Below are 18,271 nucleotides of genomic sequence, written 5' to 3' on the forward strand. Positions count from 1 at the left end.
GGGTGCTACCCCTCAGCCCTTCTTGATGATGACTTCGTAAACGAAGACCATCACGTCGATCAGCGAATCGTCGAAATCCAGCGTCTGACCCTTATGGACCAGGCTGCCGAATACCCCTGTCAGGGTATCCAGGTCCGGTAGTGCGGATAAGTCGATTTTCGGCAGGTTCATGACCATCCCCTTGTTGCTGGTTGCGGGAAGATGCCCGCCCGCCGAATGTCCTCTGGCCGGCCCTCCGGCTGAAATTAAAAGATTGTAATCCCCCCTCCCCCGCCGCAGAGAGGCCGCCATGGAAGAGCCCAAAAGCCTGCACGACCTGCCGCCGGAGTTCGTTTTCGATCCATCGCGCGCGGCCAAGTTCATGACCCGGCACGGTCATGGCGGGTGGCTGGATCTGACCTATCACGCACACGGGCCCGATTGGGTCGAACTGTCGCTGCCCTGGCGCGAGGAACTGGTCGGCGTGGCCGAAACCGGGGTGCTGGCGTCGGGCCCGATCATCAGCCTGATGGACAATGCCACCTCGATGGCGGTGTGGACGCTGTCAGGCCGGATCACCCCGCATGCCACGCTGGACCTGCGCGTCGATTACATGCGCGCGGCGGTGCCCGGGCGCGCGGTGATCGGGCACGGCGAATGCTACAAGCTGACCCGCACGATCAGCTTCATCCGCGGCATAGCCCACGATGGCGATCCCGACGATCCGGTCGCGCATGTTACCGGTACCTTCATGGCCACCCACGGAACCTACCTGTGAGCACCCAGCTGCCCCCCTATGCCCATGCGCTGGGCATCGCGCTCGATCATGACGAGGACGGGCTGCCGGTGCTCTACGCCGATTTTTCCGACCGGATCCAGGGCCGCCCGGGATTTCTGCATGGCGGCGCGCTGAGCGGGCTGATGGAAATGGCGGCGATCGCCGCGCTGCGTGCCGAGCTGGAACGCCGGGGCGAAGCGATGAAGCTCAAGCCGGTCAACGTCCAGGTCGAATTCATGCGCGGCGGCACCGAACAGCGGACTTTCGCGATGGGCAAGGTCACCCGCGCCGGGCGCCGGGTGGCGCTGGTCAATGCCGAAGCCTGGCAGGATGATCGCAGCAAGCCGATCGCCTTGGCGCAGATGAAGGTGCTGCTCAGCCCCGACGAATAACCACCACGCGGCCGGACAGCTGCGGCACGGCCTCGCCAGCGGCAAGCGGATAGCGCGCGGCATCGGCGCGGGCGCGGACCAGCACCGCCGCTGGCACCGCAGGGTCATGAACCACCACATCGGCGCTGCCCAGCCAGCGGGCCTGGCGCAGCGTCAGATCGTCCGGATCATCAGACGCCAGCCTGAATTCCGCTGTGCCGACCGAACCGCCAGCGGCGCCGTCCAGCCAGTCGTCAATCCGCGAGCTGCTCTGCGGATCGAGCGGATCAAGCGCCCCGCCCTCACCCAGCGCCAGATCGAGCGCGCGGCGGCGCTGACCCGCATCGGGCCAGCGCTGGCGCAGCGCCTGGCGGGCCTGGCCCAGCCGTTCGGCCAGCAAGCCCAGCGATTGCGGCAGCGCGGCTTCCAGCCTCAGCCGCAGTGCCTTGGCAAGCCCGGCCGAAACCCCGCCGGTCCCCACCGCGACCAGCACCGGGCCGCGTTCGAGCAGGCTGGGCGTGGTGAAATCGCACAGCTCGGGCCGATCGACCACATTGACCAGAATGCCGCGTGCCTTGAGCCGGGCGGCCGCTTCCTCAGGTTCGTCGAGCGCAACGAAAGCCAGCCGGGCTTCGGCCGCTTCATCGCTGGTGACCACCCCTCCGGCGCGATCCACCAGCCGCCGCTTGGCCTCAGCCGCCTCGCCCTCGCCCAGCACGATCACCGGCTGGCCGGCGATGCGGTGGAAGAGGGGCAGGCTGTGCATCATTCCAGCCAGTCGGGCACCCGCTCGGCGGCGGTGATCGCTTCGGGCAGGATCCGGTCGGCAACGATCGCGAACTTGCTGCCATCGACCATCACTTCGCAAACGAAGCCGCGGCTGTTGTACGAACTGGCCATGGTCGCGCCATAGGCGCCGGCGGTGCGGAACACCGCCAGGTCGCCGGCTTCGAGCGCGTCGATATCGCGGCCCATCGCAAAGGTATCGCCGGTTTCGCAGATCGGGCCGACGATGTTGGCGAGCATCCGCGTGCCGCTGGGCTGGACCGCATCGAAATCGTGCCAGGCGCCGTACATCGCGGGCCGGGCAAGGTCGTTCATCGCCGCATCGACCACCACGAAGGGTGCGCCGTTGGAGCTGCGCTTGACGCGGATCACCCGGGTCAGCAGCACCCCGGCGTTGCCGCAAATCACCCGGCCCGGTTCGAACATCAGCGTGGTATCCCACTTGCCGCAGACCCGGCCCACCATTGCGCCGTATTCGGCCGGGCTGGGGAACACTTCGCCCGCCTTGTAGGGCACGCCAAGGCCGCCACCGAGATCGGCATGGGTCACGCTCTGGCCATTGGCGCGCAGCTCGGCGATCAGCTCGCCCAGCTTGACGAAGGCGTCCTCCAGCGGCTGGAGCTGCTGCAGCTGGCTGCCGATGTGAACCGCCACCCCGCGCATGTCGAGCCCGGGCTGCGCCGCCAGCCGGGCATAGATCCCGGCAGCACGATCGATCGGCACGCCGAACTTGTTCTCGGCCTTGCCGGTCGAGATCTTCTCGTGCGTGCGGGCATCGACATCGGGGTTCACCCGCAGCGCGCAGGACGCCACCTGCCCGCGCACCGCAGCGATCGCGGCGAGTTCCAGCCCCTCTTCCTCGCTTTCGATGTTGAACTGGCCGATCCCGGCATCAAGCCCCTGGACCATTTCCAGCGCGGTCTTGCCGACGCCCGAAAAGACGATGTCATGCCCCGCCATCCCGGCGGCCAGCGCACGCGCCAGCTCTCCGCCCGAAACGACATCGGCGCCCAGCCCTTCGCGCTGCATCACCTTGAGCACGGCAAGGTTGGGATTGGCCTTGATCGCGAAGGCGATGTGGGTGCGCGGCAGGTGCGCCAGCCCTGCCTTGAACGCGCGGGCATGGCGTTCCAGCGTGGCACGCGAATAGACATAGACAGGGGTGCCGACCGCATCGGCGATGGCGGTCAAGGGCAGGTCTTCGGCGTGCATCACGCCGTTGCGGAGTTCAAAATGGTCCATGGGTTCAGGCTTTCAATCGTCGGAAGGGGGCAGGTCGAACGGGTCTTGCGTACGCTCTTCCGAGCGTTTTCGCAGTTCGACGCTGCGTTCCGGCGCAGCCTGGGGGGTGGGTTTGAGCAGGGCTTCGGCGCCGGGCTTCTGCTCGACACCATAGGGCGCAACCGGCAGCTCCTTGCCTGCCGCCGGTTTGAGCGGCGCGGTGGCTCCGCAACCGGACAGGGCGACAATCAGGGCGGGAACCAGCCAGCGGCGCATGCGAATCACTCCAGACCCAGCGCCGTGCGCGCTTCGGCCACCCGCGCCCTTACCTGTTCCGGCGCGGTTCCGCCATAGCTGGCGCGCGAGGCGACCGAGGCATCGACCGACAGCGCGGCGAACACCCGCTCGTCGATCCGGGGATCGATCGCCTGCAATTGGGCGATGGTCAGCTGATCGAGCGCCAGGCCATTGGCTTCGGCCAGCTTCACCGCCGCGCCGGTGATGTGGTGGGCTTCGCGGAACGGGATATTGGCCTGGCGCACCAGCCAGTCGGCAAGGTCGGTGGCGGTGGCATAGCCGAGTTCGGCCGCGGCGCGCATCCGCTCGATCCGGAAGGTCGCGCCTTCGATCATCCCGGTCATCGCGGCAAGGCACAGCGTCAGCAGCCCGGCGGCTTCGAACACCGGCACCTTGTCGTCCTGCATGTCCTTCGAATAGGCCAGCGGCAGGCCTTTCATTGTCACCAGGAGGCTGGTCAGGGCCCCCACGATCCGCCCCGAATGACCCCGCACCAGCTCGGCCGCGTCGGGGTTCTTCTTCTGCGGCATGATCGAGCTGCCGGTCGAGAGACTGTCGGGCAGGGTCACAAAGCCGAACGGCTGGCTGGCCCAGATGATGAACTCCTCGGCCAGCCGCGAGAGGTGGAGCGAGCATTGCGCGGCCGAGGTGAGGTACTCGATCGCGAAATCGCGGTCTGACACGCCATCCAGGCTGTTGCGGCCCGGCGCATCGAAGCCCAGCGTCCGCGCGGTCGCCTGGCGGTCAATCGGAAAACCGGTTCCGGCCAGCGCCGCCGAGCCGAGCGGCGACTGGTTGAGCCGCGCCCGGCAATCGGCGAAGCGCGAACGGTCGCGCGCGGTCATCTCGTAATAGGCCATCAGGTGATGCCCCAGGGTGACCGGCTGCGCGGTCTGCAAATGGGTGAAGCCGGGCATGATCGCGCCGGCGTGTTCCCCTGCCCGCACGACCAGCGCCCGTTGCAATGCCGCCAGCCCCTGATCGGCCTGATCGATCGCATCGCGCACCCACAGCCTGAAATCGGTCGCGACCTGATCGTTGCGACTGCGCGCGGTGTGGAGCCGCCCGGCGGCTGCCCCGATCAGTTCGGCCAGCCGGCTTTCGGTGACCATGTGGATGTCTTCCAGGTCCCAGTTTTCCGGGACACCATTGGCTTCATATTCGCCCGCGATCGTATCGAGCCCGCCCGAAATCGCGGCGGCATCGTCTTGCGAAACGATCCCTTGCGCGGCCAGCATCGCGACATGCGCCTTGCTGGCGGCGATGTCCTGGCGCCACAGCGCCTTGTCGAAGGGGATCGAGGCATTTATCTCACGCATGATCGCCGACGGTCCGCCCGCGAACCGCCCGCCCCACATCGTGTTGGAGCTCTTATCCGTGCTGTTGTCCCGTTCGCTCAAGTTCCTGGCCCTTGGCTGCGCAATGCTGGTTGCGGGGTGCGATAGGGAAAGCGCGCAGCAGGCGCAACCGCAAGTACAGGGTGCGGCGCCAGCCCAGGCCGGCGCGATCGACCGCAGCCGCAAGGGCAGTCTATTGCCCGATTTCCAGCTGAAGGACCCTTCAGGCAAGGAGCTGAACCTGGCCAGCCTGAAGGGCAAGCCGGTGCTGATCAACCTGTGGGCCACCTGGTGCGCACCCTGCGTGGCCGAACTGCCGCAGCTGAACCTGCTGGCGGCCGGAAACCCGGCGATCCGGGTGCTGACCGTCAATCAGGACATGGACAAGCTTGACCGGGTGGCCCCGTTCCTGGCCGAAAAGGGCGGCAAGGCGCTGGAACCCTGGCTCAACCCCGACAATTCGCTGGCCTTCCAGTTCGGTGCCGAGACGCTGCCGGCAACGGTGTTCTACGACGCCGAAGGACGCGAAGTGTGGCGGGTGATCGGCGAGCGGAACTGGCTGAGCGAGGATACCAAGGCGCTGCTGGCGGAGGCGGAGTAGCGGGCCTGCGCGCCGGAAACCAAAGTCGCGAATCTCAACCTCATCACCCCGGGCTTGACCCGGGGTCCAGCTATTCTTCGCTGACGTTGCTGCCAGGCGAGAGCGCGGACAAGGCAGCGGGACCCCGGATCAGGTCCGGGGTGACGGGTGTGGGCTTTCGGGTTTTTGATGCCGATGCGCTGCTATCGCTTGCACGAGGAAGTCTTCGCAAGACGGCTTCAGCCTGATTCCGATTTCGAAAACTGGTGGGCGCTAACGGGCTCGAACCGCTGACCCTCTCGGTGTAAACGAGATGCTCTACCAACTGAGCTAAGCGCCCTGACTGTGGTCAAGGAGAGCGCCCCTAGCCGAAGTTTGGAACCTGCGAAAGCCCCATCGGATCATCAGACGAATTTGCCGTCAACCATCCCCGTTCGTCCTGAGCTTGTCGAAGGACTGTCCTTGTTCTTCAGGCCACCTGGCTGCGCCGCCAGAAAGACAATGCTTCGACAAGCTCAGCACGAACGGAACTAGGGAAGTTTATAGCACTCCTAAACCAACCTCGCGGCCTGACTGCCCAGTTCGGCGAAATAGCGGGCCATGCCATCGGCCGCCTTGTCGGTCAGCGCGATAAAGGCGCGGCGGCGGTCGGTTTCATCCTCCACCCGTTCGAGCAGGCCGGTCTCGGTCATCTGGCCAATCCAGCGCAGCGCGGTGGTGGGCGGAACGCCGCTGGCGATGCACAGGCTGGTTACCGAAACGCGGGTGTGTTCGGCCCGGGCGGCGGTCAGGTCCAGCAGCATGTCCCAGGCCGGATCGGCAAACAGATCGCCATCGAAAAAGCGCGCACGCAATTGTCGCTGGCGGATGATCCGCCGCACCAGCCGCGGATCGGGCAGCGGCGGGCGGCTGGCGCGGACCAGCCGCGCGCTGCCATCCTCCGCCTCACCGGCAAAGGCCGGACGCGGGCTTTCGAACCGGAACGCGCTGTCCCCATCGGGCAGGCCCAGCCCGGTGACCGGTCCTTCCAGCTTTTCCAGCCGCTGGGCGATCTGGCCGACCTGCTCAGTCAGCCGCAGCAGCACCAGCCGGTCTTCCTCCGAAAGCTCCCGCACCCGAAGCTGCGCTGCCCCGGCCAGCGCCCGGCCCAGCGCGATCACCCGTTCGGCCCGGCTGGGATCGACCAGCAGTTGCGGGGCCGACTGGTCAAGGCAGCCGAACACATCGTCGAGCGCGGCGACGCTGGTCGAGACGATCAGCCGGGTGCCGCAATGCGCCGCGCGCAGATCAAGCCGGGCCAGCGCCGCCAGCGCGGCGGCATCGGGCGCCGGGCAATCGAGCAGCACCACATCGCCCAGCGGCAGCACTTCGCCTTCAAGCAGGGCGGCAAGCGGTCCGGTGCCCGCAATCCTGAGCCCGGCCGCCACTGCATCGTCGCGCAATTGCGCCAGCACATGCGGCCGATCGGCATAGACCGACAGCGAGAGCGGCAGACCGGCCGCATCGTTGGCCGCCTCTGAATAGACGAAATTTGCCTGGGCCATAGCGAACAACTCCCGATTCGTGCGAACAGGAGTAGAACAAAACGAGGTTATGTCAAGAATAGCGCCCGTTCACGGCTGGATCTCGATCGGGGTGCCATCGGGCACGGCCTCCCACAGCGCGTCCATTTCATCATTCGACAGCGCAATGCAGCCATCGGTCCAGTCGCCCGGCACGCGCCCGGCGGGCCAGTTGTTGGGCTGGCCGTGGATCATGATGAGCCCGCCCGCGCTGCGCCCCTGGCTTTTGGCATGGGCGACGTGTTCGGGCCTGGGATAGTCGATGTGCAGCGACAGGTGATAGCTGCTGCGCGGATTGCCATAGTCGATCGTGAAGCGGCCTTCCGGGGTCCGTTCATCGCCTTCGAACTGCTTGGGGCCGACCGGGGCATCGCCCAGCTGAATGCCGCGGATCACGGTAACCGAGCCATCGACACCATAGAGCGTCATGGTCCGTTCCGCCTTCCTGACCAGGATGCGATCGACTTCGGGATAGCTGAGCGCCGGCTGCGGCGCCGCGCTGGCCGTGGCGAGCGGCAAGGCGCACAGGACGCTGAGCTGGACGGCACGCCGGATCATCGCGCCACTATGCTGGCCCGGCAAGGGGCGGTCAATCGGGGCATGAGCCGGAGTACGATTGGCAAAAGGCTTTCCTACATCGCCCCGGCCTGTCACCCTGCCCGTCATGCGATACAACCGGGGCGCGCGATGATCGCCGCCAGCCCTTCAATCAGCCAAAAGGCCGCGCCAGGTGCGCGGCCTTTTTGCGTCCGGGCCCGGTCTATGGCGCGGTTCAGGGGTGCTCCCGAGGATGCACTTCATCAACAAGCTCGGCCGAGAGTCCGGATAACCAACTGGAATGATGCAATTTATCCGCAAAGACGCCCGACAGGACAATCAGGCTTTTTCAAACAAACCACCCGCCAGATGCGCCCGGATGGGCCCAAGGTGCCCCAAACCGGTCGCAAATGCGGCAATCCGGTTTGCTCAATCCACGAACGGATCGCGCACCAGGATCGTATCCTCGCGTTCGGGGCTGGTCGAAACCAGCGCCACCGGGGTTTCGATCAGTTCCTCGATCCGGCGGATGTACTTGATCGCCTGGGCGGGCAGTTCGGCCCAGCTGCGGGCGCCGGCGGTGGTGCCGCTCCAGCCTTCCATCTCTTCATAGACCGGCTCAACCGCGGCCTGATCGGCGGCGTGGCTGGGGAAATAGTCGATGTCCTGCCCGCGCAGCCTGTAGCCCACGCAGATCTTCACCGTCTCAAACCCGTCGAGCACATCGACCTTGGTCAGGGCGATCCCGGTCACCCCGCTGATCGCGCAGCTCTGGCGGGTCAGCACGGCATCGAACCAGCCGCAGCGGCGCTTGCGCCCGGTGACGGTGCCGAATTCGTGACCGCGTTCGCCCAGCCGCTGGCCGGTATCGTCCTCCAGCTCGGTCGGGAACGGACCCGATCCGACGCGGGTGGTATAGGCCTTGACGATCCCCAGCACGAAGCCGGCCTGACTGGGGCCCAGCCCCGAACCGCTGGCTGCGGTGCCGCTGACCGTGTTGGAGCTGGTGACAAAGGGATAGGTGCCGTGATCGACATCGAGCAGCACGCCCTGCGCGCCTTCGAACAGGATCCGCTTGCCGCGCTTGCGCGCTTCGTTGAGCGTGCGCCAGACCGGCTTGGCGAAGGGCAGGATGAAGGCGGCGATATCCCACAGATCATCCAGCAGCCGCTGGCGATCGATCGGCGGCTGGCCGAACCCGGCGCGCAGCGCATCGTGATGCGCGCAGATCCGGTCAAGCTGGGGGCCAAGGTCATCGAGGTGCGCCAGATCGCAAACCCGAATCGCGCGGCGGCCGACCTTGTCTTCATAGGCCGGGCCGATCCCGCGCCGGGTGGTGCCGATCTTGCCCGCGCCGCTGGCGTCTTCGCGCAGGCCATCAAGATCGCGGTGGAACGGCAGGATCAGCGGGGTGTTTTCGGCCACCTGCAGGTTCTGCGGATTGACGTCCACGCCCTGATCCTTAAGCTTGGCCACTTCATCGCGGAAGTGCCAGGGATCCAGCACCACGCCGTTGCCGATCAGCGAAAGCGTGCCGGTGACGATGCCGGATGGCAGCAGGCTGAGCTTGTAGACCTTGTCGCCCACCACCAGGGTATGCCCGGCGTTGTGCCCGCCCTGGAACCGCACCACGGCATCGGCGCGACTGGCCAGCCAGTCAACGATCTTGCCCTTGCCTTCATCGCCCCACTGGGCACCGATCACGGTTACATTGGCCACGGTTCAGGGCGCTCCTTTTGTGCTGCGCTGCGGGAAACCGTGCCGCGCCCTAGGGGAAGGAACCGATCAGGGCAAGCCAAGGCAGCTTCCTTGCCGCGACAATCCGCGACAATTTGCGGCTGGCCCGGCAAGCTATGGGCAATAGTCTTTCCGGCAAAAGGAGTTTCATGATGAAAAGAGCCCTGATCCTGACCCTGGCCGGCACCGCGCTGATCGCCGGAACCCTGGCCCAGGCCCGCCCCGGCGACCGGCTGCGCGAACGCATGGCCGCCCGCCAGAGCGGCCCGCAGGCCCCGCAGGCCCCGGGCAAGCAGACCCTGTCCTATGGAACTGACCGACTCCAGGTCCTCGATTTCTATCCCTCGGCCAGTGGCAACAAGCGCGCGCCGCTGGTGCTGTTTGTTCATGGCGGCGGCTGGAAGCGGGGCAGCAAGGACAATGCCGACGGCAGCTGGAAGGCGCCGCACTATACCCAGGCCGGCTATGCCTATGCCTCGATCAATTACCGGCTGGTCCCCGCCAACACGGTGGAAGATGAAGCATCGGACGTCGCCGCGGCACTGCGCTATCTGATCGACAATGCCGGCAAACTGGGTTTCGATCCATCGCGGATCGTGATCATGGGTCACAGCGCCGGAGCGCATCTGGTTGCGCTGGTCGGCACTGACGAGCAATACCTCAGGAAGGCCGGACTAAGCTTTGCCAGCATCGATGGCGTGCTGCCGATCGATGGCGCGGCCTATGACGTGCCCCGGCAGATCACCGATGGCGGCAATTTCATGCACGATACCTATCTGCAGGCCTTCGGAACCGACCCGGTGCGGCAGCGCGCCCTGTCTCCAACCTTCCAGGCTGCCACGCCCAATGCTCCGGATTTCCTGCTGATCCACGTGATGCGCAAGGACGGGGTGGCGCAGAACAAGGAACTGGAAGCGGCGCTGCGCAAGGCTGGCACCCGGGCCGAGCGGCGCGAGTTCGAAGGCACCGGCCTCAAGGGGCATGGTGAGATCAATCGTCAGCTTGGCAACCCGGACTATGCCGCCACTCCGGTGGTCGATGCCTGGCTGAAGCGGCTGTTCGGCGGTTAGAGCCTGACCGCCTCGCCGCCTTCAAGCCGGTGGGTGCAGCCCAGCGCGCCGGGGTCGCAGCAGTCGCCCAGCGCGGCCACGGTGCGCCAGCCGATCGCGCGCAGGCGCTCGGCATGAACCGGATCGTGACCCAGCGGCAGGAACAACGTATCGCGCGCCTGCTCCTGCCCGGCGAGCGTATCGATCAGATCGTCGGGGTAGAGCGAGAAACCGATCGCCGGCTCGTCCGCCTTGCCGCTGGCATTGCTCTTGATGGTGTAGCTGCCGCCCCGGCCGACCAGGCCCGCGATCCCGTCGGCATAGATCGTGAAGCCGAACCAGGTCTGGTATTCGAAGCCGTGGCGTTCGCTGGGATCCAGCGTCAGGCGGACCTTGCCGCCGATCCGCGCCGCGACCTGCCGCAAGGCCGCGATCCGGCTGGCGAGCGCTCCGCCCGTATCGAACCGGGCCAGCCGCTCGATCGCCGCGTCGAACGGACCGATCGCTTCGAGCAGCGGCAGGTAGGCTGCCCCGCCCGCCGCGACCAGCGCGCCGGCGTTCTTGGCATCGAGTTCGGCCCGCACGGCCTCGATCTGGCCGGGTTCGAGCGGCAGGGCCTTGGCGGCCAGGGTATCGACCAGGTCCGGCAGGGTGAAATCGACCGACAGCCCGGTCGCGCCGGCAGCGGCCAGCGCCTCGATCGCCACGGCCACCACCTCGCCCGCCGCAGCCACGCTGTCGAGCCCGATCAGTTCGGCCCCCAGTTGCAACCGTTCGCGGGTCGGATCCAGCCCGTCGCCCTTGATCATGACGACCTGGCCGGCATAGCACAGCCTGAGCGGCCGCGCGGCCGCGGCCAGGCTGGTCGAGGCGATCCGGCCCAGCTGCGGGGTCATGTCGCTGCGCAGCGCCAGGGTGCGCAGGCTTGCCGGATCGACAAAGCGGAACATCCGGCGCAGGCTGATCCCGGCCATCCGGCTGGCGAGCGAGTTCTCGAACTCGATCATCGGCGGCTGGACCCGGTCATAGCCATGGCCATCAAGCGCATCGAGCACCGCCCGTGTCAGGCGTGCAGCAGTGGCGGCACTGCCGGGCAGGCGGTCTTCAAGGCCCTCGGGCAACAGGTCGCGGTCGGTCTCTTGCATCACGCGTGCCCCGTTGCCCGAATTGGCCTCAAAATGCCAGCGCCATGACCCGCTTCACGCCAGGCAGCTTGCGCGCCTGGTCAAGCAGGCCGGTGCTGACCTTGCTGTCAACGCTGAGCAGCAGCACCGCTTCCCCGCCCGCCTCGCGGCGGCCCAGATTGAAGGTACCGATGTTGATCCCGTTTTCGCCCAGCAGAGTGCCGATCCGGCCGATGAAGCCGGGGGCGTCCTCGTTGACGATGTACATCATGTGCCCGTCCAGCTCTGCCTCGACCTTGATCCCGAACAGTTCGACCAGCCGCGGTTCGCTGTTGGAGAACAGCGTGCCGGCCACCGACCGCTCGCCCGCATCGGTCTTGACCGAGACGCGCACCAGCGTGTGGTAATCGCCTTCCTTCTCGCTGCGGATCTCGCGCACCTCGATCCCGCGCTCCTTGGCCAGGAACGGCGCGTTGACCATGTTGACCGTGGCCGACTGGACCCGCAGGAACCCGGCGAGCACGGCGGCGACAATCGGCTTCGGGTTCAGCTCGGCCGCAGCGCCTTCGACGTGGATCGAAATCCGCGGAATCGATCCGGTGGTGAGCTGGCCGACCAGACTGCCCAGCCGTTCGGCCAGCGCCATGTAGGGCTTGAGCTTCGGCGCTTCCTCGGCCGAAAGGCTCGGCATGTTGAGCGCGTTGGTGACGCCGCCGCTGACCAGATAATCGGCCATCTGTTCGGCCACCTGCAGCGCAACGTTGACCTGGGCTTCGTTGGTGCTGGCGCCCAGGTGCGGGGTGCAGATGAAGTTCGGGGTGCCGAACAACGGCGATTCCTTGGCCGGCTCGGTCTGGAACACGTCAAGCGCGGCCCCTGCGACATGGCCGCTGTCGAGCGCATCCTTGAGCGCCGCTTCGTCGATCAGCCCGCCGCGCGCGCAGTTGATGATCCGCACGCCCGGCTTGGTCTTGGCCAGATTCTCGCGGCTGAGGATGTTCCTGGTCTGGTCGGTCAGCGGGGTGTGCAGCGTGATGAAGTCGGCGCGCGCCAGCAGGCTGTCGAGCTCGACCTTTTCAACGCCCATTTCCACGGCGCGCTCGGGGGTCAGGAACGGATCGAAGGCCACGACCTTCATCTTGAGACCCAGCGCCCGGCTGGCAACGATCGAGCCGATATTGCCGGCACCGATCAGGCCCAGTGTCTTGCCAGTCACTTCAACGCCCATGAAGTCGTTCTTCGGCCATTTGCCGGCCTGGGTCTGGGCATTGGCTTCGGGAATCTGGCGGGCCAGCGCGAACATCAGCGCGATCGCGTGTTCGGCAGTGGTGATCGAATTGCCGAACGGGGTGTTCATCACCACCACGCCCTGGGCCGAGGCCGCCGGAATATCGACATTGTCAACGCCGATCCCGGCACGGCCAACCACCTTGAGGTTCGTGGCCGCAGCCAGGACCGCCGGGGTCACCTTGGTCGAGCTGCGGATCGCCAGACCATCATAGTCGCCGATCCGGGCGATCAGCTGTTCGGGCGTCTCGCCGGTGATTTCATCGACCTCGCAGCCGCGCTCACGAAAGATCGCGGCGGCGTTGGGGTCCATCTTGTCGGAAATGAGTACGCGAGGCTTGGTCATTGTGGATTCCAATCGGGAGAATTCTTGCTTCCCCGTCACCGTCACCCCGAACTTGATCCGGGGTACCGCTATCTTTGGCGGTGTTGGGAAAGGAGCGGGGCCCCGGGTCAAGCCCGGGGCGACGAAGGTGGTTCAGGCGGACTTGGTGGCGGCGTAGGCCCAATCGAGCCAGGGCCCGAGCGCTTCGATATCGGCGGTCTCGACCGTCGCGCCGCACCAGATCCGCAGGCCCGGCGGGGCATCACGGTAGCCAGCGATGTCATAGGCCGCGCCTTCCTTTTCGAGCAGGCCGGTCATCGCCTTGATGAAGTCCGCATCCGCACCCTCGACCGAGAGGCAGACCGAAGTCTTCGAGCGGATCCCGCTGTCGAGCGCCAGGTGGCCGAGCCAATCGCGTTCGGCGACGATCTTGTCGAGCGCATGGGCATTGGCATTGCTGCGCGCCATCAGCCCTTCAAGCCCGCCCAGCCCCTTGGCCCATTCCAGCGCGAAGATCGCATCTTCGACCGCCAGCATCGAGGGAGTGTTGATCGTCTCGCCCTTGAACACGCCTTCGGCGAGTTTGCCCTTGGCCGTCAGGCGGAAGACCTTGGGCAGCGGCCAGGCGGGAGTGTACTCTTCCAGACGCTCGACCGCTCGCGGACCCAGGATCAGCACACCGTGGCCGCCTTCGCCGCCCAGCACCTTCTGCCACGAGAATGTCGCGACATCGATCTTGGCCCAGGGGATGTCATAAGCGAAGACCGCGCTGGTCGCGTCGGCAAAGGTCAGCCCTTCGCGCTCGTCAGGGATCCATTCGCCATCGGGTACACGAACACCGCTGGTGGTACCGTTCCAGGTGAACAACACGTCGTCGGCGAAATCGACCTTCGAAAGATCGGGGAGCTGACCGTAGTCGGCACGGTGCACCTTGGGTTCGAGCCTGAGCTGCTTGACCGCATCGGTGACCCAACCTTCACCAAAGCTTTCCCAGGCCAGCGCGGTGACACCGCGCGCGCCCAGCATAGTCCACATCGCCATTTCGAAGGCGCCGGTGTCCGAACCGGGAACGATGCCGATCCGGTGTGTATCGGGCAGCTGCAGCACCTCACGCATCAGGTCGATGCAGTATTGCAGGCGCGACTTACCGATCTTGGCACGGTGCGAGCGGCCCAGCGATTCGGTGGCGAGTTTGGCGGGAGAATAGCCCGGCGGCTTGGCGCAGGGACCGGAAGAGAAGAACGGCCGTGCGGGCAGCGCCGCAGGCTTCACAGCATCAGTCATGTAGACTCTCCTTACAGAGAGCTCGCGCGGCGTTGGGACCGCGTGGCCCGGAGCCGCGTTTAGTGTTGCACCGCAGCAAGTCAAGGCAATCTGCGCACGCTTCGTCGCGTTCGCATAGCTATGCGGGCAATGCTTAGGATTTGTTAACCATAATTGGCGCAATCTTGTTGCATGCGCACGAGGCTTGTCATCCTTGTTCCCGCCCTGCTCACCAGCGCCTGCACGCTGGTTCCCGAGCAGCGGGAGCGGCGTCAGGCAACGGTTTCGCGGCCGGCTGCGGTGATCGCGGCCACCCCCGAAGCTCAGGCCTGCATGACCGGCCTGGGTGAACGGGCCGCAGCCTTCACCCCTCTGCCCGATGCCTATTATGGCGCGGGTTGCTCGGCAGTCAGTGCGGTCAAGCTGGCCAGCCTGCGCGGTGACAATTCCCGGCTGAAACTGTCGAACCTGGGCCCGATGACCTGCAGTCTGGCCGATACATTTGCCGGCTGGGCCCGTTTCGGCGTCGATCGCGCGGCACAGCAGATCCTGGGCAGTCGGCTGATCAAGATCGAAACCATGGGCAGCTACAACTGCCGCAATATTGCCGGTTCCGGCCGGCGCAGCGGCCATGCCAGCGCCAATGCGATCGACGTATCGGGTTTCGTGCTGGCCGATGGTCGCCGGATCACCGTAGAGGGCAATTGGGAAGACAAGTCGCCCGAAGTGCGCCGTTTCTTCAGCGCGATCCATGCCAGCGCCTGCAAGCGCTTTGGCATGGTACTGGGTCCCAACTACAACCCCGCCCACCACAACCACCTGCACCTGGAAGTTGGCGGGCGCCGGGCCTGCAGGTGAACCGCAGGCAATCGTCCCGTTCAGCTTGCGCTCAAACGGGTTTGCGATAAGGCAGCAGAACGACAATCCTCCGGGTCGCACGACACATGGAGGGGACGATGACCAATCGTATCATGTCTGTCGGCGCAGCCTTGCTCGCCGCAATGTTTGCCAGCCCTGCCGCCGCGCAAGTCGTCGGTGAATGGCAATACGAGATCCTGCTCGACGTGCCTTCGTCGTTCAGGATCACCCGCGATGCTGCGCATCCCAACCGAATGATCGCCACCGGTGACCTGGGTGGTCACCTGATGGTCTTCGTTGGCGATTTTCGCAATCTCAAGTGGTATGGTACCTGGTACTGGTACGGCCCTGGTTCGGTCCGCCTGCCCGGACTGCGTACCTGCTCGAGCCCGATCGCCCCGCGCCCGGGCACGCCTGGATACGGACGGCGGACCATGCATTCGGGTGGGTTCGAATTCACGCTCAATGCCGCAGAAAACCGGATGACCGGCTCGTGGAAATCAGCCTGTTCAGGCGACGATGGTCATTTCGAAAGCGGTAGGCCACAGAATTTCACCGCATCGCGGATGAACACCTACACTGCGGTCACCCCAACCGTGCCGTATTCCCCGGCGCCCAGCGCTGCGCCTGCAAGCGATCCGGCGCCCAAGCCCCGACTGGTGGGTGAGGACCGCGGACCTGACGACCGCCCCTGCGCAGAAATCGCCCAGTTCCGGATTTCGCCATCAGGCAGCAGTGCTGCGCCGGTTACCGCCTTCTCATCGCGCTATCGGCTGCGACCCTGCCTGACTAGTGCGGGCCGCAAGATCCAGCTCGACATGCCCAACCCCGAAGGCAAGCGACCGATCCGGCTGGTGTTCGAAGGCCTGCGGGTCCACCAGCAGACCTCCGTTGCGGCACCAGTGGTTTCTGCGTCGAAGATCGGCACGACCCACCAGCAAGGTCTTCCCTTTATCGGCGAACCGCGCGCCGGACAGGCGATCATGAACATCGTTCTGCCGGGCCGGATCTGTTCTGCGCCGATGTGGCTGGCCTGGCTCGACTTCTCAGATGGTACCCGCAGCCGCGAACCGATCGGGGTGGTGGTATCGACCTGCGGCATCCAGGCCCATCCCGAGCTCTATCCCGCCAGCCTGCGCGGTGGATCGGGCGTGGAAGGCGTTCCGGTCACCGAGAAGCTCACGCCCGCGGGAAGCTAGGCCAAGGCCTTGACTGCTGACTTCAGCAGGGCCCGCGAATAGCTGCGGTGGAAGCCCAGCAGCAGGCGGAACAACGGATCGCCCGGCTTGACCACAGCCGAGCCGAAATAGACCCGCGTGCCCTGCGCATTGGGCTGGACCATCAGCCACGAACGGGTCCGGCCCTGGAAATCGCACAGCAGGATCTGGTGGTCCTGCCGTGCTTCGACCGTCCAGGCCGAGAACCGCTCAACTTCGGCGCTGGCAAGCCTCGCCACGTCGGCATTGCTGGCTGTCTTGCCCAACAGTGCGCCCAGCAGCCAGCGTTCAAACCGGAATACGCGGCTGTTGTAGAAGGCCGTGATCAACTGGCCGAGCGTAACCGTACCCGCCACGTCCGCCGCGAAGCAGTCGACATAGGCCTGCTGCCGGACATAGCCATCAAGCAAGGACCCTGCGGGCAAGGTTGCCAGGGTAATGTCAGGCAGCATGGCAGTTCGACTCACACTTGCAGCGGCTGGGCCGGACAGCTCTTGGCATAACCCAGACCGCGCTTGAAGGCCGGGTGTGCCCGCGCGGTCGCCGCAGCAACGGTCAGCTCGATCCGCACTGCACGGTCATGGGCGGCCTCGATCGCGTCACCCAGGCCATCGACCGAAGCATCGCCGCGTGCGATTGCCTGGGCGAAGGCGAACGCGTCGCGCTCTGCCCCCGGGGGCAGCTGGCCCAGCAGCGCGGCATTGATCTGATCGCGCGGCAGGCCGGCGGCGAGTGCGCTGCGGGCGGTGATCTCAACACAAGGCCCGCAGTCCTCGGCCATAACCGCACCTATCCGGGCCATTGCCAGCATTGCCGGACTGGCGGCGTGACCGTGGAGCGCGAACGGCATGAAATGCGCGAACTTTTCCAGCAATCCGCCAGGCGCTGCGGCAAAGTCATCCAGATTGGGCGACAGGTTCCAGGTGTTGCGGTGAAACGCGGCCAGCAGTTGCCGCTTCGGCAATGGCCAGGCGATGATCCTGAGCCGTGCCAGCTGGATCGCAATCCCCGCCAGCGCTAGCAACGGCGGCCCCAGCGTGCCGGGTGCTTCCTTCCAGAAGACCCCGGCGCTGCACAGCCCGCGCGCGACCTCCCAGATGTGGAGCCCGCCATGCAGCGCCATCCAGGCCGCCCCGGCCAGCGCCGCGCCCCAGCGCATCGGCAGGTTCGCCGCGCCATAGCCCAGCAGCACCGCACAGGTCAGGTAAGCCAGACCAATGTCGCGGATGAAGTGGCCGTTGGCCGGCCCAGTGGCCTTGACCGTCCCGACCCATTCGTACCAGCCGAACGGATCGGCCAGCATGAACAGCCCGTTGCCCACGGCGACCAGCGCCGCGAGGGTGACAAGGACTTGCGCGAGGCGGTCCAGCACGTCAGGTTTGCCCCACATGCACGAGCTCCTTTCCATTTCGACTCAATTCGGATATTTATTATCCGCAATAAGGGAAACAAGCAAGCCATGCGGCTAGGCCAGGGAGTCGAATGGGCAGCGCATGCCTGCGCGCTGCTGGCTGCGGCGGGAGAAGGTCGCGGCCTGAGCCTGGCGGCGCTGGCCGAGTATCATGGGGTTCCCGCGCCCTACATGGCCAAGCAGATGCAGGCGCTCAGCAAGGCCGGACTGGTCCGCACCAGTCGCGGCAAAACCGGCGGCTATGCCTTAGCAAGACCGGCTGACCAGATCACGCTGTGGGATGTGACCCGCGCGCTCAACGGGTCCGCCCCGCTGTTTCAGTGCACCGAAATTCGCCAGCAGGGCCCCTGCGGCGCCCCGCGTGCCGAATGTAAGCGCCCCTGCCACATTGCCGCCGCCTTTGCTCAGGCCGAAACGGCCTGGCGCGAGGCTCTGCAAGGCGTGACCATCGCCGATATCGCGGCGGGCGTGGGCCGCGATTCATCGCCGCAGCACATCACCGAAGCCATGCACTGGCTGGGTTCCAACCTGACCGATCTGCCGAACCGATAG

20 protein-coding genes and 1 tRNA gene are annotated in these 18,271 nt (G+C 66.0%); 7 read left to right on the forward strand and 14 right to left on the reverse strand.

What is annotated here, in order from left to right; all coding sequences use genetic code 11:
* Positions 1 to 12: 12 nt before the first annotated feature.
* A complete protein-coding gene (locus tag IT549_RS01645) occupies positions 13 to 171 on the reverse strand; it encodes a hypothetical protein (protein ID WP_292969514.1) in 159 nt (52 codons plus the stop codon).
* A 118-nt stretch (positions 172 to 289) separates the two neighbouring features.
* Here IT549_RS01645 and IT549_RS01650 point away from each other — a divergent pair, with 118 nt between their 5' ends.
* Positions 290 to 757 carry a PaaI family thioesterase gene (locus tag IT549_RS01650; protein ID WP_292969515.1) on the forward strand — a complete coding sequence of 156 codons (468 nt, stop codon included), beginning with the start codon at positions 290 to 292 and terminating at the stop codon, positions 755 to 757.
* Complete coding sequence (locus IT549_RS01655) at positions 754 to 1,149, forward strand: PaaI family thioesterase (protein ID WP_292969516.1); 396 nt, start codon at positions 754 to 756, stop codon at positions 1,147 to 1,149. Before IT549_RS01650 ends, IT549_RS01655 begins: the two co-directional genes overlap by 4 nt.
* On the opposite strand, the gene IT549_RS01660 is transcribed toward IT549_RS01655, so the two are convergent.
* The 4 genes from IT549_RS01660 to argH are packed head-to-tail and all read right to left on the reverse strand — an operon-like array spanning position 1,133 to position 4,790.
* Positions 1,133 to 1,897, reverse strand: coding sequence for an NAD(P)-dependent oxidoreductase (locus IT549_RS01660; RefSeq protein WP_292969517.1), 765 nt, complete (start codon positions 1,895 to 1,897; stop codon positions 1,133 to 1,135). The genes IT549_RS01655 and IT549_RS01660 overlap by 17 nt on opposite strands.
* A complete protein-coding gene (gene lysA, locus IT549_RS01665; RefSeq protein WP_292969518.1) occupies positions 1,894 to 3,156 on the reverse strand; it encodes a diaminopimelate decarboxylase in 1,263 nt (420 codons plus the stop codon). The genes IT549_RS01660 and lysA overlap by 4 nt, the downstream gene beginning before the upstream one ends.
* Before the next feature lie 12 nt (positions 3,157 to 3,168).
* Positions 3,169 to 3,411 carry a hypothetical protein gene (locus IT549_RS01670; protein WP_292969519.1) on the reverse strand — a complete coding sequence of 81 codons (243 nt, stop codon included), beginning with the start codon at positions 3,409 to 3,411 and terminating at the stop codon, positions 3,169 to 3,171.
* A 5-nt stretch (positions 3,412 to 3,416) separates the two neighbouring features.
* The gene (argH, locus tag IT549_RS01675; RefSeq protein ID WP_292969702.1) at positions 3,417 to 4,790 is read right to left on the reverse strand and encodes an argininosuccinate lyase; all 1,374 of its coding nucleotides are present in this window, start codon (positions 4,788 to 4,790) and stop codon (positions 3,417 to 3,419) included.
* 19 nt (positions 4,791 to 4,809) lie between these two features.
* Between argH and IT549_RS01680 the strand changes: the two genes are divergently transcribed.
* Positions 4,810 to 5,370: a TlpA disulfide reductase family protein gene (locus tag IT549_RS01680; protein ID WP_292969520.1), complete on the forward strand. Its 561-nt coding sequence runs from the start codon at positions 4,810 to 4,812 to the stop codon at positions 5,368 to 5,370.
* A 243-nt stretch (positions 5,371 to 5,613) separates the two neighbouring features.
* Here the strand turns inward: IT549_RS01680 and IT549_RS01685 are convergent.
* The 4 genes from IT549_RS01685 to IT549_RS01700 form a co-directional block, all read right to left on the reverse strand.
* A tRNA-Val gene (locus IT549_RS01685) sits at positions 5,614 to 5,689 on the reverse strand.
* 211 nt (positions 5,690 to 5,900) lie between these two features.
* Positions 5,901 to 6,893, reverse strand: coding sequence for a winged helix DNA-binding protein (locus IT549_RS01690; protein ID WP_292969521.1), 993 nt, complete (start codon positions 6,891 to 6,893; stop codon positions 5,901 to 5,903).
* Positions 6,894 to 6,962: 69 nt separating this feature from the next.
* The gene (locus IT549_RS01695) at positions 6,963 to 7,469 is read right to left on the reverse strand and encodes a L,D-transpeptidase family protein (protein WP_292969522.1); all 507 of its coding nucleotides are present in this window, start codon (positions 7,467 to 7,469) and stop codon (positions 6,963 to 6,965) included.
* A 408-nt stretch (positions 7,470 to 7,877) separates the two neighbouring features.
* Complete coding sequence (locus IT549_RS01700; RefSeq protein ID WP_292969523.1) at positions 7,878 to 9,167, reverse strand: adenylosuccinate synthase; 1,290 nt, start codon at positions 9,165 to 9,167, stop codon at positions 7,878 to 7,880.
* Positions 9,168 to 9,337: 170 nt separating this feature from the next.
* On the opposite strand from IT549_RS01700, the gene IT549_RS01705 reads away from it, so the two are divergent.
* A complete protein-coding gene (locus IT549_RS01705; protein ID WP_292969524.1) occupies positions 9,338 to 10,255 on the forward strand; it encodes an alpha/beta hydrolase in 918 nt (305 codons plus the stop codon).
* Here IT549_RS01705 and IT549_RS01710 read toward each other — a convergent pair.
* From IT549_RS01710 to IT549_RS01720, 3 genes are all read right to left on the reverse strand, one after another.
* Positions 10,252 to 11,379: an ATP phosphoribosyltransferase regulatory subunit gene (locus IT549_RS01710; protein WP_292969525.1), complete on the reverse strand. Its 1,128-nt coding sequence runs from the start codon at positions 11,377 to 11,379 to the stop codon at positions 10,252 to 10,254. The two genes, IT549_RS01705 and IT549_RS01710, sit on opposite strands and share 4 nt — an antisense overlap.
* A 28-nt stretch (positions 11,380 to 11,407) precedes the next feature.
* Entirely contained in the window at positions 11,408 to 12,991 is a 1,584-nt protein-coding gene (serA, locus tag IT549_RS01715) for a phosphoglycerate dehydrogenase (RefSeq protein WP_292969526.1), read from the reverse strand.
* A gap of 132 nt (positions 12,992 to 13,123) precedes the next feature.
* Entirely contained in the window at positions 13,124 to 14,254 is a 1,131-nt protein-coding gene (locus IT549_RS01720) for a phosphoserine transaminase (RefSeq protein ID WP_292969527.1), read from the reverse strand.
* A 171-nt stretch (positions 14,255 to 14,425) separates the two neighbouring features.
* On the opposite strand from IT549_RS01720, the gene IT549_RS01725 reads away from it, so the two are divergent.
* The gene (locus IT549_RS01725; protein WP_292969528.1) at positions 14,426 to 15,091 is read left to right on the forward strand and encodes an extensin family protein; all 666 of its coding nucleotides are present in this window, start codon (positions 14,426 to 14,428) and stop codon (positions 15,089 to 15,091) included.
* Positions 15,092 to 15,189: 98 nt separating this feature from the next.
* Positions 15,190 to 16,290, forward strand: coding sequence for a hypothetical protein (locus IT549_RS01730; protein ID WP_292969529.1), 1,101 nt, complete (start codon positions 15,190 to 15,192; stop codon positions 16,288 to 16,290).
* Here IT549_RS01730 and IT549_RS01735 read toward each other — a convergent pair.
* Together IT549_RS01735 and IT549_RS01740 are read right to left on the reverse strand one after the other, a co-directional pair.
* Positions 16,287 to 16,775, reverse strand: a complete 489-nt coding sequence (locus IT549_RS01735) for a hypothetical protein (RefSeq protein WP_292969530.1) — start codon at positions 16,773 to 16,775, stop codon at positions 16,287 to 16,289. The genes IT549_RS01730 and IT549_RS01735 overlap by 4 nt on opposite strands.
* A complete protein-coding gene (locus IT549_RS01740; protein ID WP_292969531.1) occupies positions 16,772 to 17,698 on the reverse strand; it encodes a carboxymuconolactone decarboxylase family protein in 927 nt (308 codons plus the stop codon). The genes IT549_RS01735 and IT549_RS01740 overlap by 4 nt, the downstream gene beginning before the upstream one ends.
* Before the next feature lie 69 nt (positions 17,699 to 17,767).
* Between IT549_RS01740 and IT549_RS01745 the strand changes: the two genes are divergently transcribed.
* Positions 17,768 to 18,271 (forward strand): Rrf2 family transcriptional regulator, encoded by a 504-nt coding sequence (locus IT549_RS01745; protein ID WP_292969532.1) that lies wholly within the window; start codon positions 17,768 to 17,770, stop codon positions 18,269 to 18,271.

The sequence above is a fragment of the Novosphingobium sp. genome (assembly GCF_020852455.1).
Taxonomy (GTDB): Bacteria; Pseudomonadota; Alphaproteobacteria; order Sphingomonadales; family Sphingomonadaceae; genus Novosphingobium.

What these genes read in the sequence shown, in the direction of transcription:
- IT549_RS01645 (WP_292969514.1), bottom strand. Translation starts at nt 171, where the DNA reads ATGAACCTGCCGAAAATCGACTTATCCGCACTACCGGACCTGGATACC.
- IT549_RS01650 (WP_292969515.1), top strand. Translation starts at nt 290, where the DNA reads ATGGAAGAGCCCAAAAGCCTGCACGACCTGCCGCCGGAGTTCGTTTTC.
- IT549_RS01660 (WP_292969517.1), bottom strand. Translation starts at nt 1,897, where the DNA reads ATGATGCACAGCCTGCCCCTCTTCCACCGCATCGCCGGCCAGCCGGTG.
- lysA (WP_292969518.1), bottom strand. Translation starts at nt 3,156, where the DNA reads ATGGACCATTTTGAACTCCGCAACGGCGTGATGCACGCCGAAGACCTG.
- IT549_RS01670 (WP_292969519.1), bottom strand. Translation starts at nt 3,411, where the DNA reads ATGCGCCGCTGGCTGGTTCCCGCCCTGATTGTCGCCCTGTCCGGTTGC.
- argH (WP_292969702.1), bottom strand. Translation starts at nt 4,790, where the DNA reads ATGTGGGGCGGGCGGTTCGCGGGCGGACCGTCGGCGATCATGCGTGAG.
- IT549_RS01690 (WP_292969521.1), bottom strand. Translation starts at nt 6,893, where the DNA reads ATGGCCCAGGCAAATTTCGTCTATTCAGAGGCGGCCAACGATGCGGCC.
- IT549_RS01695 (WP_292969522.1), bottom strand. Translation starts at nt 7,469, where the DNA reads ATGATCCGGCGTGCCGTCCAGCTCAGCGTCCTGTGCGCCTTGCCGCTC.
- IT549_RS01705 (WP_292969524.1), top strand. Translation starts at nt 9,338, where the DNA reads ATGAAAAGAGCCCTGATCCTGACCCTGGCCGGCACCGCGCTGATCGCC.
- IT549_RS01710 (WP_292969525.1), bottom strand. Translation starts at nt 11,379, where the DNA reads ATGCAAGAGACCGACCGCGACCTGTTGCCCGAGGGCCTTGAAGACCGC.
- serA (WP_292969526.1), bottom strand. Translation starts at nt 12,991, where the DNA reads ATGACCAAGCCTCGCGTACTCATTTCCGACAAGATGGACCCCAACGCC.
- IT549_RS01720 (WP_292969527.1), bottom strand. Translation starts at nt 14,254, where the DNA reads ATGACTGATGCTGTGAAGCCTGCGGCGCTGCCCGCACGGCCGTTCTTC.
- IT549_RS01725 (WP_292969528.1), top strand. Translation starts at nt 14,426, where the DNA reads ATGCGCACGAGGCTTGTCATCCTTGTTCCCGCCCTGCTCACCAGCGCC.
- IT549_RS01730 (WP_292969529.1), top strand. Translation starts at nt 15,190, where the DNA reads ATGACCAATCGTATCATGTCTGTCGGCGCAGCCTTGCTCGCCGCAATG.
- IT549_RS01740 (WP_292969531.1), bottom strand. Translation starts at nt 17,698, where the DNA reads ATGTGGGGCAAACCTGACGTGCTGGACCGCCTCGCGCAAGTCCTTGTC.
- IT549_RS01745 (WP_292969532.1), top strand. Translation starts at nt 17,768, where the DNA reads ATGCGGCTAGGCCAGGGAGTCGAATGGGCAGCGCATGCCTGCGCGCTG.